Annotated in this window: 12 protein-coding genes; 3 read left to right on the top strand and 9 right to left on the bottom strand. The window is 31.0% G+C overall.

Features of this window, described 5'->3' with window-relative positions:
- Positions 1-112: 112 nt before the first annotated feature.
- Positions 113-1,420 (top strand): UDP-glucose dehydrogenase family protein, encoded by a 1,308-nt coding sequence (locus B8978_RS10280; protein WP_084115839.1) that lies wholly within the window; start codon positions 113-115, stop codon positions 1,418-1,420.
- 64 nt (positions 1,421-1,484) lie between these two features.
- On the opposite strand, the gene B8978_RS10275 is transcribed toward B8978_RS10280, so the two are convergent.
- The 9 genes from B8978_RS10275 to araD all read right to left on the bottom strand — a co-directional run bounded on the left by B8978_RS10275 (position 1,485) and on the right by araD (position 12,637).
- Positions 1,485-2,411 carry a CAAX protease gene (locus B8978_RS10275; RefSeq protein WP_084115837.1) on the bottom strand — a complete coding sequence of 309 codons (927 nt, stop codon included), beginning with the start codon at positions 2,409-2,411 and terminating at the stop codon, positions 1,485-1,487.
- A 14-nt stretch (positions 2,412-2,425) separates the two neighbouring features.
- Complete coding sequence (locus B8978_RS10270; RefSeq protein WP_084115835.1) at positions 2,426-3,454, bottom strand: glycosyltransferase family protein; 1,029 nt, start codon at positions 3,452-3,454, stop codon at positions 2,426-2,428.
- On the bottom strand, positions 3,441-4,424 hold the full coding sequence (locus tag B8978_RS10265; RefSeq protein ID WP_084115833.1) for a glycosyltransferase family 2 protein: 984 nt from the start codon (positions 4,422-4,424) through the stop codon (positions 3,441-3,443). Before B8978_RS10265 ends, B8978_RS10270 begins: the two co-directional genes overlap by 14 nt.
- Positions 4,425-4,458: 34 nt before the next feature.
- Complete coding sequence (locus B8978_RS10260; protein WP_084115831.1) at positions 4,459-5,925, bottom strand: hypothetical protein; 1,467 nt, start codon at positions 5,923-5,925, stop codon at positions 4,459-4,461.
- Between the two features lie 167 nt (positions 5,926-6,092).
- Positions 6,093-7,607 (bottom strand): sensor domain-containing diguanylate cyclase, encoded by a 1,515-nt coding sequence (locus B8978_RS10255; protein WP_084115829.1) that lies wholly within the window; start codon positions 7,605-7,607, stop codon positions 6,093-6,095.
- Positions 7,608-7,765: 158 nt separating this feature from the next.
- Positions 7,766-9,757: a transketolase gene (tkt, locus tag B8978_RS10250; protein WP_084115827.1), complete on the bottom strand. Its 1,992-nt coding sequence runs from the start codon at positions 9,755-9,757 to the stop codon at positions 7,766-7,768.
- Positions 9,758-9,778: 21 nt separating this feature from the next.
- On the bottom strand, positions 9,779-10,426 hold the full coding sequence (gene fsa, locus B8978_RS10245) for a fructose-6-phosphate aldolase (RefSeq protein ID WP_084115825.1): 648 nt from the start codon (positions 10,424-10,426) through the stop codon (positions 9,779-9,781).
- 25 nt (positions 10,427-10,451) lie between these two features.
- A complete protein-coding gene (araA, locus tag B8978_RS10240; RefSeq protein ID WP_084115823.1) occupies positions 10,452-11,918 on the bottom strand; it encodes an L-arabinose isomerase in 1,467 nt (488 codons plus the stop codon).
- A gap of 17 nt (positions 11,919-11,935) precedes the next feature.
- Entirely contained in the window at positions 11,936-12,637 is a 702-nt protein-coding gene (gene araD, locus B8978_RS10235) for an L-ribulose-5-phosphate 4-epimerase (protein ID WP_084115821.1), read from the bottom strand.
- A gap of 358 nt (positions 12,638-12,995) precedes the next feature.
- Here araD and B8978_RS10230 point away from each other — a divergent pair, with 358 nt between their 5' ends.
- Positions 12,996-14,084, top strand: coding sequence for a GntR family transcriptional regulator (locus tag B8978_RS10230; protein WP_084115819.1), 1,089 nt, complete (start codon positions 12,996-12,998; stop codon positions 14,082-14,084).
- A gap of 188 nt (positions 14,085-14,272) precedes the next feature.
- Positions 14,273-15,877: a xylulokinase gene (locus tag B8978_RS10225; RefSeq protein WP_084115817.1), complete on the top strand. Its 1,605-nt coding sequence runs from the start codon at positions 14,273-14,275 to the stop codon at positions 15,875-15,877.
- Positions 15,878-15,887 lie beyond the last annotated feature (10 nt).

Genomic DNA, 15,887 nt, shown 5'->3' with positions numbered 1-15,887 from the left:
TGTGAATATCCGTTTATATAATGTTTACATATTGAACACCTATTCGTCATGTTATAGGCTTAAGATTTCCATATGTATTTAAATAATATTATTTTAAATGGAGTTGAAACGTATGTCTAAAAAAATAACAGTAATTGGAACAGGATATGTCGGCTTAGTTGCAGCAATAGGTTTTGCTGATTTTGGTAATGATGTTATAGGTGTTGATATTGATAAAGAAAAAATAGACAATCTCAACAAAGGTATCTCCCCAATTTATGAGCAAAGTATATATGAATATCTAAATAGAAATTTAAAAAGCAAACGCTTAAGGTTCAGTTCAGACATTTCTTCCTCCTTAAAAGATTGTGAAGTAATATTTATAGGTGTTGGAACTCCTCCTAAAGAAAATGGAGAGGCTGATTTAAGTCAAGTAGAAAATGTAGTTAAAGAGATTTGCAAAAATTTAAATGGATATAAGACTATAGTCCTTAAATCTACAGTACCCATTGGAACAAATAGATGGGTAAAAGATTACATAAAAAAGGAAACAAATTCAGATAACTTTGATGTTGTTTCAAATCCAGAATTTTTAAGGGAAGGCAGAGCTATAAATGATTTTTTTCACCCAGATAGAGTTGTTATTGGATACGAATCAGAAAAATCAAAAGAAATAATCGAGGATATTTATAAATCCTTGTATTTAATTGAAACTCCTTTTGTATGGTGTAATTATGAAACAGCTGAACTGATAAAATATGCAAACAATGCCTTCCTAGCAACTAAAATTACATTTATAAACCAGATTGCAAATCTATCAGAAGCCATTGGTGCAAATGTTATTCAAGTTGCAAAAGCTATGGGAATGGATGGTAGGATTGGCCCTAAATTTTTACATGCAGGTCCTGGTTATGGAGGAAGCTGCTTTCCCAAAGATACTAAGGCCTTAGTAGAAATCGGAAACAAATATAATGTCAATATGAGTTTAGTTAAAGAAGTTATAAACTTAAATGAACTTCAAAAAAATAAAATGATACACAAATTAAAAAGAATACTACCTGATTTAAGCAATAAATGCGTAGCAATTTTAGGTCTAGCATTTAAAGCTGAAACAGATGATATGAGAGAATCACCTGCTATCTCAATAATAAATAAGCTGCTAGAAAACAACGTAACTATAAAAGTACATGATCCAAAGGCAATTAGTAATGCTAAACAAATATTTGGTGATAAACTTATATACTGTGATAATGCTATAGAAGCTGTTAATGATGCCGATGCTTTGATGCTAGTAACTGATTGGAATGAATATAGAAACTTAAACTTAAACATCATAGCAAAACTAATGAAAAATAAGATACTTATTGATACGAGAAATATGCTGGACATGGAAAAAGTAAAAGAACATGGATTTATTTATGAAGGTCTAGGTAGACGGTAACTTTTTAACTAGAGCTTCTCTAAAAAATTATTAAAAGCCCCACCTACAACATTCTCTATAGGTATTATAAAATTTTTATAATAAGGGGCTCAAGTAAAAATGCTATTAAATCCCCCAAAATTGATGTTATGCGAAGTAAAATAGATGCTAATAAAGCTATATCCTTTGTATACAATGGTTCTAACATTAAAAGTAATACCGACTCCCTTACGCCTATACCTCCAGGCGCACCCGGTACTATATATCCTGATACCCATGAAATTGTATATGCAGAAATTGTTATCATAAACATATGAACAGTTATGTTGTATCCAAAAATTAGTTTTAAAATCATTACTAAAAAAATGCCTGAAATTATTAACGTTACACTATAAATACAAAACAATTTTAGCAAAAGCTTTAAAAAATCTTTTGTGAATAAATGCCTGTAATTTTCTATAAATCTACTTTTTTTAATTAAAATCCAACTTACTAAAATTATAAATACAATTAAAGCTGTTGCAACACCATAAACAATACTAGAGTTTATTTTAGAGTACAAAAACATTAATACAGTTTTAAAGTTTTTCATAGCAAATATAAAAGATAAAATAAAATCGGTAAAAATCAACATAATTATTTCAATTATGGTACAAAATGTGATATCTAATTGTTTAAATCCAAGCTTACCCGCCAATATGTTTCTACCTGCAAAATGCATAACATTACCAGGTAAATATTTACCTATATTTGATTTTACATAAACACCTGTAATTTCCTTTAATGATATTTTACCTTTATTAATAAATTGTAATGTGGTTTTCCAAGCATATGATGATATGAAAACTATTGCTACATATCCAATTGATAAGCATATAATAATTACTACAGCCTGAACAGGATTTTTTATATATCTAATGTCTAAATTCATTGACGCAAAGGATTTTCCGATAAAAATAAATGCTATAATTGTAACAACATAACCTAAATATTTAATGCTTTTGTTTTTCATCGTAAACTCCCTTCTTATAATTTAATCCTACATTTTTTATCCATAATATAGAGTATTTTTTCCTCTAACTTTTTATAATTACCCATTTCAACATAATAATAATTAACGTTATCCTCCTCAAAAAGCTCACGATTAGCTGAATTATCACCTAAAATCATAGGTTTTTTCATAGAATCGTATATGTAAGCTTTACCAGGAATTGTCCTAGATGCCTTTTCAATCATATTATTAAAATGTCCTGCTAAACACAAATCTGCAGCTGCAATTTTTTCTGCTAAGCTCTCCTGTGAAAGCCAAGGTACAAACTTCACATTTTTTAAATGCCTGTATTTACTCATATGTTTATTATTTATAGGTCCAATTATTTCAAAAAATACAGCTGACACACTTTCCATACTTTCAGCACATTGCATAATTATATCTACCCCTTGTAAAGGTAAGATGCTTCCAAAATATAATACAACAAATTTATTATTATATTCATCTGCTTTCGAACTTAATCTAGGATAATAAATTGTTTTATCTGCTTTAAGATATAGCACATTTATTTTACTTTTATCGACCCCAAGTTTACTTACAAAATACTCACCATGAGCACAAGTGTCTACTATTATTTTGTCAGCGCTTTTAAGTGTAATTTTGTCTAACCATAAGAATATTTTAGCAAATAAACTATTTTTTCTAAATTTTTTTCGATCATTTATCATTGTATCGTAAATAGATATGAAAAAGTCCTCTACGATAAACTTACTTTTAAATTTAAATCCCCAAAAAGGTAAAATCAATTGTGGAGCAAAACCTACAAATATAAAATCATACTTACTTAGTGGCATAAGCAATAATTTTATATATATTTTAATAAGACGTATAATATAGCTTTTGTCCTCATAACCTACAACCTTAACTAATTGTGCTGATTTTTTTATACAACTAATTTCTTGAAAATTTCTTATATAATCAATGTTTTTTGTGGTTATAAATAAAACCTTTTTATTATGTATAAGCTTATTAATACAATCATCTGAAAAATTATTGTTCTTCATTTTTATCCTCTATATTTAATTCCTTATTATCTGAAGCGTAATCTAATTTACGTACACGATATTGAATATCTTCTAATAACTTTCGGTTAGCTGCAATCAAATCTGCCTGAAGGCCCATAAAAAACGTTTGAAAGCCAAGTAACAATAAAACAGCACTAAGTATAAGTGATTGAACATGTCCCCTACCATTACCTTGTGAGTAAAGTACTAAAAATCTTATTGCTACTATAAGCCCCACAGTAAAAATAAATGAACCAAGTATACAAAAAAATTGAAGGGGACTATACATCATATATGCACGTACAATAGTTATAGATGAACGCTTTATATAACCTTGCATACTTTTAAACAAACGGGATTTTCTAGTTTGCTTATTTGTTCTTATAGGTGTGGCTGTTATAGCTATTTTGTTTTGTCCAGCTTGTATTATTGTTTCAAGTGTATACGTATATTCATTCATTACATTTAATTTCATTGCTGCTTTACGTGAATAAGCTCTAAAACCACTAGGTGCATCAGGTATTTGTGTATTTGAAGCTTTCCGAACGACCCAACTTCCTAAATGCTGAAATAATTTTTTATTTTTTGAAAAATGTTCAGTTTCGTCTATTGGGCGGCTTCCAACCACCACATCATATTGTCCTTCCAAAATTGGTTTAACAAGTTTTGCAATATCTTCACCAACATATTGATTATCCGCATCAGTATTGACAATAATATCTGCTCCAAGTCGTAAGCAAGCATCAATTCCAGCCATAAACCCTGCTGCAAGTCCTTTATTTTGCTTAAAACAAACCACATGATGTATACCAAGTTCATTAGCAACACTAACGGTATTGTCTGTACTACCATCATTTATTATTAGATACTCTATTTCATCTATTCCTTCAATAGAAGTAGGTAGATCCTTAAATGTTTGCGGAAGTGTATTTTCTTCATTATAACAAGGGATTTGAATTATAAGCTTCATTGACTACATTATCTCCATTTCATTAAATTTTCATCTATAAATAATCTTTAAAATGAATTAAAAAATATATAAAATCTTCATACAAAAGTAAACAAATAAAAAATAAACAAATAAAATGTAATATTAATCTTCTATAATTTATATTATATTTTGCTTCATAATACTGACCAGCTGATTGCACTTTTTTATCCTCGCTGGTAACTGACAATTTTTCATAAAAGTTTTTCATGACAACCGTAATTGCTAATGCAATTGCCGCTATTCCACATAGATAATAACGAGATTGATATCCTCCTAAATAACCTGAAATATTAACATATTCTTTATAGGCACGTAGCCATTGTATAATAGCTGATATTGCTAATCCAAAATATACTGAAATTGATACTAACAATACGGAGGAGTTATTCTTAGCTTTTTTTGTTTGAAATAACAATATAATGGGTAAAAATAAAAGTATCAGTATTGCTATGTTATTTAGCGAAAAAACACTTCCTGTTTTGAGCAAAGAAACATTTGATGCAATACCAGTCCAAGTTCTCAAAAAATTTTTAGCGAAATATATTGCATATTGAATAAAACTCATGTGCGTTCGATTAGAAACCTGAACATAAAAGAACGACTGATAGAAATCCTTAGGATCTAATCGTCTGTATGTAGGTAAAATGCTTCCAGTTTGAATATAAACAACTATGTAATAAGCAGCTGTAATTAAATACATTGGCAAGGTCACAATAAATTTTTTTGAAATTAAAAACCATGCATTTTTTTCCTTTATAATAATTAAAATAAGATATAATAGTAGTGAAATAGAAACCGCTGCTCCCGCTGTAAGCTTAGCCATAAATGCAATAAACACACCAAAGCTTATTATAAAATAAGTGCTAAAATTACGTTTTTGTTCTGAAAACCGTAATAATCCCAATATAAAAACTGGTAATCCAATTAATGCTAAGGTGTCATTATTAATACCAGCAGAACCATATGCTAGCATTGGTACAGATATAACTATGGTTACATATAATAAGTTTAATATTGGATTTCTACCAATTCTAGTGTATCCAATATATAAAATAAGTAACATAGCTATTGCGCTAAGTACTATATTAAAACATCTAAGCTTGAAAATATTAACAGTTATTATATTGTTTTTCAGTTGTACAGCTTTACTAAGACGCATAATATCATAATATAGCGGAGGATGACCTAAATAATTAAAATCATTTCCGAAGGTATATTCAGTTGTAGTATTTTTATTATTAAGATTGGCAGCTGAATTAGTAGCCTTGCTACCGATTTCCTTAAGAGTTGTCATATCTTCAAAATTAGGAATTATAGTATGTTCTTTTTCAAGATAAGCAATATATGAAATATGCTGCATTTCATCAGGAAACCTTGCAACATATTGTGCATAAAAAAACATTTTAAAAACAAAAAATATAAACCCTAATAAATATATTAAGATTATCAAATACTTAATTTTATCTTTTTTTCCCTCCAATATAGCTTCCTCCTTGTGTGTTAAAAAACATTTCTGAACTAAAAATAAGTTTCTCTTTATTAATAAATGTTAACACACCTTTGTGTCTATTTTATGTCAATAATTTTATCCTTTCTGTTTTTTTATATTTTCCACAGTATAGTAAGCAGAAAAGCTCCCATTAAAGGTTATCTTTCAGGTTTATTTTTAAATGCAGTTACTTTATTTCTATTTTTTTTGCTTAAATAAAGAGCCTTGTCTGCAAAATCTAATAATTCTCCTACAGAACACGTATCTTTTGGAAATTCAGTTGAACCAATACTAACAGTACAACCATCTAAAGACACTTCACTTTTCAATCTAATTGCTTCTGCAATAGATAATAGTCTTTCACCTGAAACATTTGGAAGTACAACTGTAAATTCATCTCCGCCAAAACGGAATACCGACTTTTCTCCTGAAATTTCCTTCATTATTTGAGTAAGTTTTTTGAGCACATTATCACCAGATAAATGTCCATATGTGTCATTTAATTCCTTAAAATGATCGACATCTAGTAAAAGAACTCCTAAACTTTCCAGACTACAATTATTTATTTCTTTTTTCAAAACACTTATTAAATTATCAAATGCACGCCTATTATAAGCTCCTGTTAAGGAATCGATACCCGCAGCCTCCTCAAGATTATTATGCTCTTTTTCCAATTCCTCAACTGCATCGTTGTAAACTCGAACCATTTCATGAAATTCTTTTTTATAATCACGCTGATCTATCCTTCTGTACTTTCCATCTTTCAAAGCATTAAATGAAAAAACTATCTGATCCAAAGGTTTAGTATAACGTCTTATTGTATATGTACCAAGTAAAATAATCAAAATACATATGATTATTGAAAATAACAATATTTCATAATTTATAATATTTCTATTTCTTATTATATCCTCAGTAGGAGTATTAACAGTTACAAACCAGTTTAAATTTTTAACTTTACTATAACCAACGAATTGATCCTTTCTCGAAAAATCTTTCATGATGCCTGAACCTGCTTTTCCTTGTAAATTGTTAAAAATTACAGATTTTTTCCCAATTCGTTTTTTATTAGGATGATAAACAATATAACCACGACTATCTAAAATAGAAATATAACCGTCTTTACCAAATTTTTTATTATCAAACATTGACGCTAAGGAAGTGCCTTGCAATTTAACGACCCCGACAACTACTCCAGCAATGTTATTATTTTTAACAATTGGAACTGATATTGCAACTACCTTAAATCCTCTGGCAGTTGTAAAAACATTGCTTATATACGTCTTTCCATGAATAGCCTTTTGAAAATAATCTCTATATGCTAAATTCGAAATGCTAGGACTATATTTATTGCCAACTACATGTAAAATATCTCCCTGTGAATTAAGAATTGTTACTACATCTACTTCAGGAACAATTTTAATAAATTTATCAAGAAGCTCTTGATTTTCTCTAATTTCATCATCTTCAGCAACCATTTTAAGAGAATTCTGAATTTTTTCGAAATTTTCCATAAGCTGTATGCTAACATTCTCTGAAGATTTTTCATTAATACTTAGTAATAATGAATTATTATTAGAAATAAAGAATCTATTAAATACCATAAATTGAACAAAACAACCCAATGTAATGAAAATACCAATCAATAATATACATTTATATAAAAACTTCATTTAATCAATCCAATCCTTAATCCTATCATTTAATCTAAATTAAAAAAACAAGTTTATTATATCATAATGCATGTATTTCCTGTATAAAATAATTCTACTAAAAATAAGAAAGTTCTAAAGAAGGTAATATTATTATCCTCTTTAGAACTCTCACATGTTTATTTCAAATTATCTAAAACCATTTTAGTTTTTTCTACTACATTTTCTAGAGTAAAGCCAAACTCTTTAAATAAAACCTCTGCTTTTCCCGATGCCCCGAAAGTTTCCATACCAATTATTTCACCATCAAGCCCAACATATTTGTGCCAACCAAAAGGTGATGCGGCTTCTACTGCAACCCTTGCTCTTACTTTCTTAGGTAATACAGAATTTTTATATTCTTGGCTTTGTTCTTCAAATATCTCAAAGGATGGTATACTAACAACTCTTGCATCAATATTTTCACCTTCAAGCTCTTTTGCTGCATTTAAAATCAGTTCAACTTCTGAACCTGAAGCCATAAGTATTACATCTGGATTCTCCTTATCTTTAGAATCTTTTAAAATGTACGCACCCTTTAACGCATTTTTATCTGAATTCTCGTACAAAGGAAGAGTTTGTCTTGTAAGAACTAACGCTGTTGGTCCATTTTTGGTATTTAAAGCACTATACCAAGCCGCTGCTGTTTCATTAGAATCAGCAGGTCTAAATACAGTCATATTAGGAATAGATCTTAAAGCAGCTAATTGTTCAATAGGCTCATGTGTTGGTCCATCTTCACCTACACCAATACTGTCATGAGTTAAAACATAAATTACTGGAAGCTTCATTATTGCAGAAAGTCTCATGGCACCTTTCATATAGTCACTAAATACAAAGAACGTTGATACAAAAACCTTAAGCCCGCCATGTAGATACATTCCATTTGCAATAGCTGCCATAGCATGTTCTCTAACTCCAAAATGCATGTTAGCTCCACTTCTATCTTCTGCTGAAAAGTCTTTTCTACCATCCATATATGTCTTATTTGATGGTGCAAGATCTGCAGATCCGCCTATTAAATTAGGAATAAGCTTCGCAAGTTTGTTAATTAGAATACCAGAAGATTGTCTAGTAGCCATAGCTTTATCAAACTTCCAAAAATCTTCATTTTTAAGAAGATCAACTGCTGTTTTATCACTAAACCAAACATCCCACTCTTTCGCTAATTGAGGATATTCCTTTTTGTATTTATCAAACATATTATTCCATTTGTCTTCTTCTTTTTGAGCTCTTGCTTTAAACTCTTTTGTATACATTTTTACTTCTTCTGGTACAGTAAATGGTTCATAGTTCCATTTTAACGTCTCTTTTGTAAGTTTTAAATTTTCCTCGCCTAAAGGTTCACCGTGGGCAGATGCCTTACCTTGTTTTGGAGGGCAACCATATCCTATAATGTTTTTTACTATTATTATTGTTGGTTTGTTTATCTCTGACTTAGCTTCCTTTATTGCAGCATCCAATTTTTTGATGTTTGTTCCATCATCTACTTGTAAAACCTGCCATCCATATGCTTCATATCTTAAAGCTACGTTTTCTCTAAATGCAATATCTGTACTTCCTTCTATAGATATATTATTGGAATCATACAGAACTATCAACTTGCCAACTCCTAATGTACCTGCAAGAGAACTGGCTTCTCCAGATACACCTTCCATTAGACAACCATCTCCAACAAGTGCATAGGTATAGTGGTCTACAACCTTGTAATCGTCTTTATTAAACTTATTTGCCAAGTGACTTTCGGCTATAGCCATTCCCACAGCAATACCTACACCTTGTCCTAAAGGTCCTGTAGTTGTTTCAACTCCATCTGTCCAACCATATTCAGGATGCCCTGGTGTTTTGCTTTTAAACTGTCTAAAATTTTTAATATCTTCTACACTAACACCATATCCAAATATGTTTAGTAATGAATATAAAAGCATTGATCCATGACCTGCTGAAAGCACAAATCTGTCCCTGTCCTTCCACTTAGAATTATTAGGATTATGCTTTAAATGTTTACTCCAAAGTGTATATGCCATTGGTGCACAACCCATAGGCAGGCCTGGATGACCAGACTTTGCCTTTTGGATTGCCTCAGCAGAAAGTATTCTTATTGTGTTTATTGCTAAATTATCTATATCCATTGGAACCTTCCCCCTCCTTTATTATTTATTAAAAGCTTGCTTCCAATCCTCCATAAATTTATCTATTCCTGAATCAGTAAGAGGATGCTTTAATAATTGTTTTAAAACTTTATAAGGGATTGTCCCTATATGTGAGCCTGCTTCAGCTGCATCAACCACATGTTTTGGACTTCTTATACTTGCAGCTATTATTTCTGTCTTTATATCATGTATGTTGAATATATTCACAATTGATTCAATTAACTCCATAGAATTTGCACATATATCATCAAGTCTTCCAAGGAAAGGACTTACATAAGAAGCTCCTGCCCTAGCTGCTAAAAGAGCTTGACCTGCTGAGAAAATAAGAGTTACATTTGTTTTTATACCCTCACTGGATAGTACCTTTACAGCCTTTAAGCCTTCCTCAGTTATTGGTATTTTTACTACCATGTTTTTATGAATTTTAGCTATTTCTCTTCCTTCTTTTATCATGCCTTTAGCATCTAACGAAATAACTTCACCACTTATTGGTCCATCCACTATAGAAGTTATTTCATTTATAACTTCATTAAAGTCTCTTCCTTCTTTTGCTATAAGTGATGGATTTGTTGTCACTCCACATATTATCCCCATGTCATTTGCTTCTCTTATTTCCTCTACATTTGCTGTGTCTATAAAAAGTTTCATTTTTCAGCCTCCTCATATAAAATAGTTATTTTGTTGTTTGTATAATTATGTCTCTTAATTTAGTATCTTTATCAATTATTATGGCTTCTAAGCCCACCATACGGCTCCAATCGTAAATTTGTTCTACTGTTAAATCTAATGAAACAACTGTGTGATGTCCTCCACCTGCATGAATCCAAGCTTTAACTCCATCTAGGAAGTTTGGTTCTGGCTTCCATACCATTTTAGCAACTGGCAAATTTGGCATATCATCGTCTGGTTTTACAGCTGTAAGTTCATTTATTATTACACGATAATGAGTTCCCAAATCAAGCATTGATACTGCAACACCTTTTCCAGTTTCACCATTAAATATTAAACGGGCTGGATCTTCACGATCTCCAATTCCTAAAGGCTTAACAACAACCTTTGGTTTATCAGAAGCAAAAGTTGGGTCTACCTCTAACATATGAGCTCCTAATATTTTTTCATTTCCTGAACTAAGTTCATATGTGTAATCTTCCATAAAGCCTGTCTTACTATTGTTTGTCATGACCTTTAACAATCTATCTAAAGCTGCAGTTTTCCAATCACCTTCACCTGCAAAACCATATCCTTCAGCATTCAAACGTTGAACTGCGAGTCCAGGTAATTGTTTCATGCCATAAAGGTCTTCAAAATTTGTAGTAAATGCATTATAATTTCCTTTATCCAAGAAATTTCTTAGGGCTATTTCAATTTTAATTTGTTCTTTAACTTGTTTTTCATAAAATGCTGGATCATTTTCACCTGGGTCTAAAATATATAGTTCCTTAAATTCTTTATATACTTTATCTATGTCATTCTCTGACACTTTATTCATTTCAGCAACTAAATCGCCTATTCCAAAGTAATCCACTGTCCATCCAAACTTTATCTGAGCTTCTATTTTGTCACCTTCTGTAACTGCAACATTACGCATATTATCTCCAAAACGTGCTACTTTTATGATTTCACTAGCAATGCAGCCAGCTGCTACCTTCATCCAGTCAGAAATTTCTTTTTGAATAGCTTTATCTTTCCAATATCCTACGATGATTTTGTTGTTTTTCTTAAGCCTTGAATTTATAAAACCATATTCTCTATCTCCATGAGCACTTTGGTGTAAATTCATATAATCCATGTCTATGGTCTTCCAAGGAATATTCTCATTGAACTGAGTTGCTAAATGTAGCAATGGTTTTTGTAAAAGTTTTGTTCCTGCAATCCACATTTTGGCAGGTGAAAATGTATGCATCCAAGTTACAACTCCAGCTACTTCATCTCTGTAGTTTACTTCTTTCATTATATTTTTTATTTCATCAGCAGATGTTGCTAAAGATTTAAAAACTATTTTATAAGGTAAATTTGCACTTTCATTTAACTCATCTGCAATTATCTTTGAATCATGTTTAACCTGTGCTAAAGCTTCTTCTCCGTATAAATCTTGACTTCCTACTACAAACCAAAATTCCATTTTATTATTTTTTAACATAATATATCTCCCCTTTATTATTTTTTATTTTGTCCATAATATGAATTTGCTCCGTGCTTTCGATAAAAATGTTTGTCAAGTAAGCATTTATCCATTCTAATATTTTCTGGATTTAGCTGTAATGTGTGATAAGTCATTTTTGCAACTTCTTCTAACACAACTGAATTATGCACCGCATTTTCAGGATCCTTCCCCCAAGTAAATGGTCCATGATCATTCACTAAAACCCCTGGAACATAATCTGGATTAATATTGTTATTAACAAAAGTTTCAACAATAACTTTGCCTGTTTCTTTCTCATATTCTCCAGTAATTTCTTCAACCGTCATTTTTCTAGTTACGGGAATATCTCCGTAGAAATAATCTCCTTGAGTGGTACCCGCTGCTGGTATATTTATACCTGCTTGAGCAAAGGATACAGCCCAAGGTGAATGAGTATGCACAATTCCTTTAATATTTTTAAATGATTTATACAGTACTAAATGAGTTGGTGTGTCACTAGATGGATTTAAATCTCCTTCTACGACATTTCCCTCCAAATCTAATACAACCATATCTTCTGCTTTCATTTCAGTGTACTTAACACCACTAGGTTTTATTACTACAAGTCCCTTTTCTCTGTCAATCCCGCTTACATTTCCCCACGTGAATGTGACTAAGTTGTACTTAGGAAGCATTAAATTTGCTTCTAATACCTTCTTCTTTAAAGCTTCTAACATGAATTTCACCCTCTTTCAAAGCAATTTCCTTTATTACCTTAAGATGTTTCATTATATTGTTTTCTCAGCGACAAAAATAGTCATGTAAGTTTATGTCATATCAGTTCTCTAAAAGCATCTACAATTAATCGTTTACAAAAATGTTTGATTTCTATAACTAATTTCATTAGTATCTGCCATTTTAATGACCTCCCTTTTTATATTTAATCGCTTTCATAAGACAAGTATAAAATTTATAATTACAAATGTCAATACATTTATTAAATTTATACGTACTAATTTAAGTTCAAATTGTTGTATATTACACGCATTTTTGATATAATACTTGTAAAAATTTATTTATTTTATAGGAGAAAAAATGAAACACAAATACGAAGAAGTAGAGGAAAGTATTATAAGCTGGACTCTTACAGGCAAATATAAACCTCATGAAAAAATACCAACTGAATCAGAACTTATAAAAATGTTTAATGTAAGTAGGCACACTATAAGAAAAGCTATAAGTGATCTTACATCTAAACAATATGTATATAGTATACAAGGAAGCGGTATGTATATTTCTGATTGGAGAGAGAACACTGAAATTCTTAAGAATGCTAAGAATGTAGCCGTGCTAACAACTCATATCTCTAATTACATTTTTCCTGATATAATTAGGGGGATGGAAGAGACGCTTTATTCTGAATCTTACTCCCTTTTGCTGTCTTCAACTAATAACAATGTTATGTTTGAAAATAGCAACTTAAAAAATTTGTTAGCACATAAGATAGATGGACTTATTGTAGAACCTACTAAAAGTGCGTACAAAAGTCAAAATATTAGGTATCTAAACAACATAATGTCTAACAATATTCCAATTGTTACAATAAACGCCTCTTATCCTGAAATTAATACACCTAGTCTCTGTGTAGATGACTTTAAAGGAGGTAAACTGGCAACAAATCACCTAATATCCTTGGGTCACAAAAAGCTAATGGGAGTTTTTAAAGTTGACGATTCGCAAGGTATAAATAGAATGAACGGATTTATATCAGAATGTCAGGACAATAATATTCCACCCTCAACTGGACAAATTTTAACTTATCTAACTGAGGAAATATCTTCATCATTACCCTCTAAAATAGAAAATACCTTAATATCCGAAAAACGACCAACAGGTATTTTTTGTTACAATGATGAAATAGCTTATATTGTATTAACAATTGCAAACAAACTCAATATAAAAATTCCTGAAGAGTTATCAATAGTTGGCTTTGACGATTCACAGCTTGCATCAATAATGCAGCCAACCTTAACTTCTGTAACCCATCCTAAAGAACAAATGGGTAAAGATGCAGCTAACTTAATTATTAATTTAATCAATAACAATAATCATTTTGAAGATAATGATTCTATTCTTTATGATCCTGAACTTATTATTAGAAACTCAACTTCTAAAATAAAATAATTTTTTACCGAACCCTTGCTTAAATACAAGGGTTTCTTCTTTTCTATTTTAAAATTTATACGTACAAAAAAAAATTATGTTGACATTTATCCATATAAATATTACTATAATTTATATAAGTAATCGCTTTCATAAAATATCGTCTGTCACTAAATCGTTTACAATTATTTTTAGAGGAGGTTTTTCTATTGTCTATAAAACAGAAAATAGTAGAAGAGATTCAAAACGGCGAAACATCACTAGGCATAGAGTTTGGTTCTACTAGAATTAAAGCAGTTCTTGTTGGAAGTGATTTTCTTCCACTAGCTAGTGGCAACTTTGAATGGGAGACAAGTCTAGAAGATGGGATTTGGACCTATTCCCTAGAAGAAATCTGGAGAGGTTTACAATACAGTTATCAAAAACTTTTTGCTGAGGTAAAAGAACAATATGGTGTCACAATTTCAAAAATTGGTTCTATTGGTTTTTCAGCAATGATGCATGGATATATGGCATTTGATAAACAGGGAAATCTTCTTGTTCCATTTAGAACTTGGCGTAATACCATGACAGAAGAAGCATCAAAAAAGTTAACAGATTTATTTCAATTCAACATTCCTCAAAGATGGAGCATAGCTCATTTATATCAAGCTATTCTCAATAATGAACCTCATATTGAAAAACTTGATTTTCTTACTACTTTAGCTGGTTATATTCATTGGCAATTAACAGATGAAAAGGTTTTAGGAATTGGTGATGCATCAGGAATGTTTCCAATTGATGTGAATACACACAATTACGATGCAAACATGTTAGGACTATTCAATCAGTTACCAGAAGTTTCTCTACATTCGTTAGATGTAGAAAAACTTTTACCAAAAGTCTTGCTAGCTGGAGAAAATGCTGGTATTTTGACTGCAGAAGGAGCAAAAAAGCTTGATGTTAGTGGAAATCTTCAAGCTGGAATTCCTATATGTCCACCTGAAGGAGATGCAGGTACAGGTATGGTTGCAACAAATTCAGTTGCACCACGAACAGGAAATGTATCAGCAGGTACATCCATTTTTGCAATGGTCGTCCTTGAGAAACCTCTTGCTAAGGTTCATACAGAGATTGATCTTGTAACGACACCTTCTGGAGATTTAGTGGGCATGGCTCATGCAAACAATGGTTATTCTGATGTAGACGCCTGGGTGAATATCTTTCAGCAATTTGCTGAAGCTATAAATGTCAACATTCCAAGGGATCTTCTTTACATGGGACTATACAGTCAAGCGCTTCTAGGTGATCCTGATTGTGGAGGAATTCTTGCTTATAACTATTTTGCTGGTGAAAACATCACAGGGGTTTCTGAAGGTAGACCTATAGTTGTACGAAAGCCAAAAAGTAATTTTACTCTACCAAACTTTATGCGAGCGCATCTCTTTACCTCTTTAGGGGCATTAAAAATTGGAATGGACATTCTCTTAAAGGATGAAAATGTGAAGCTTGATAAATTACTTGGTCATGGTGGATTATTTAAGACACCTATTGTAGGACAAGAAGCACTTGCCGCGGCAGTAAATACACCAGTATCTGTCATGAAAACTGCAGGTGAAGGCGGTGCATGGGGAATTGCACTATTAGCTGGTTATCTGAAAAACAGGGAAACTAGTTCCACTTTAGCAGAATTTTTATCAAAAAATGTTTTTGCTGGTTATGTAGCTGAAGAAGTAAAGCCTGATCCAAAAGATGTTGATGGCTTTGAGCAATTTATCCATCGTTATAAAAATGGAATTCCTATTGAACAAGCGGCAGTAGATTATCTAATCTAACTTAATAATT

Origin of the sequence: Clostridium acidisoli DSM 12555 (genome assembly GCF_900176305.1) — a bacterium.
In the GTDB taxonomy this organism is placed as follows: Bacteria; Bacillota; Clostridia; order Clostridiales; family Clostridiaceae; genus Clostridium_I; species Clostridium_I acidisoli.
The sequence above is the reverse complement of the archived record's forward strand: the minus strand, read 5'-3'. Positions and strand labels throughout refer to the sequence as shown.

Bases quoted from the DNA above. Each gene is read 5' to 3' on its own strand.
- B8978_RS10280 (WP_084115839.1), top strand. From the start codon at position 113: ATGTCTAAAAAAATAACAGTAATTGGAACAGGATATGTCGGCTTAGTT.
- B8978_RS10275 (WP_084115837.1), bottom strand. From the start codon at position 2,411: ATGAAAAACAAAAGCATTAAATATTTAGGTTATGTTGTTACAATTATA.
- B8978_RS10270 (WP_084115835.1), bottom strand. From the start codon at position 3,454: ATGAAGAACAATAATTTTTCAGATGATTGTATTAATAAGCTTATACAT.
- B8978_RS10265 (WP_084115833.1), bottom strand. From the start codon at position 4,424: ATGAAGCTTATAATTCAAATCCCTTGTTATAATGAAGAAAATACACTT.
- B8978_RS10255 (WP_084115829.1), bottom strand. From the start codon at position 7,607: ATGAAGTTTTTATATAAATGTATATTATTGATTGGTATTTTCATTACA.
- tkt (WP_084115827.1), bottom strand. From the start codon at position 9,757: ATGGATATAGATAATTTAGCAATAAACACAATAAGAATACTTTCTGCT.
- fsa (WP_084115825.1), bottom strand. From the start codon at position 10,426: ATGAAACTTTTTATAGACACAGCAAATGTAGAGGAAATAAGAGAAGCA.
- araA (WP_084115823.1), bottom strand. From the start codon at position 11,918: ATGTTAAAAAATAATAAAATGGAATTTTGGTTTGTAGTAGGAAGTCAA.
- araD (WP_084115821.1), bottom strand. From the start codon at position 12,637: ATGTTAGAAGCTTTAAAGAAGAAGGTATTAGAAGCAAATTTAATGCTT.
- B8978_RS10230 (WP_084115819.1), top strand. From the start codon at position 12,996: ATGAAACACAAATACGAAGAAGTAGAGGAAAGTATTATAAGCTGGACT.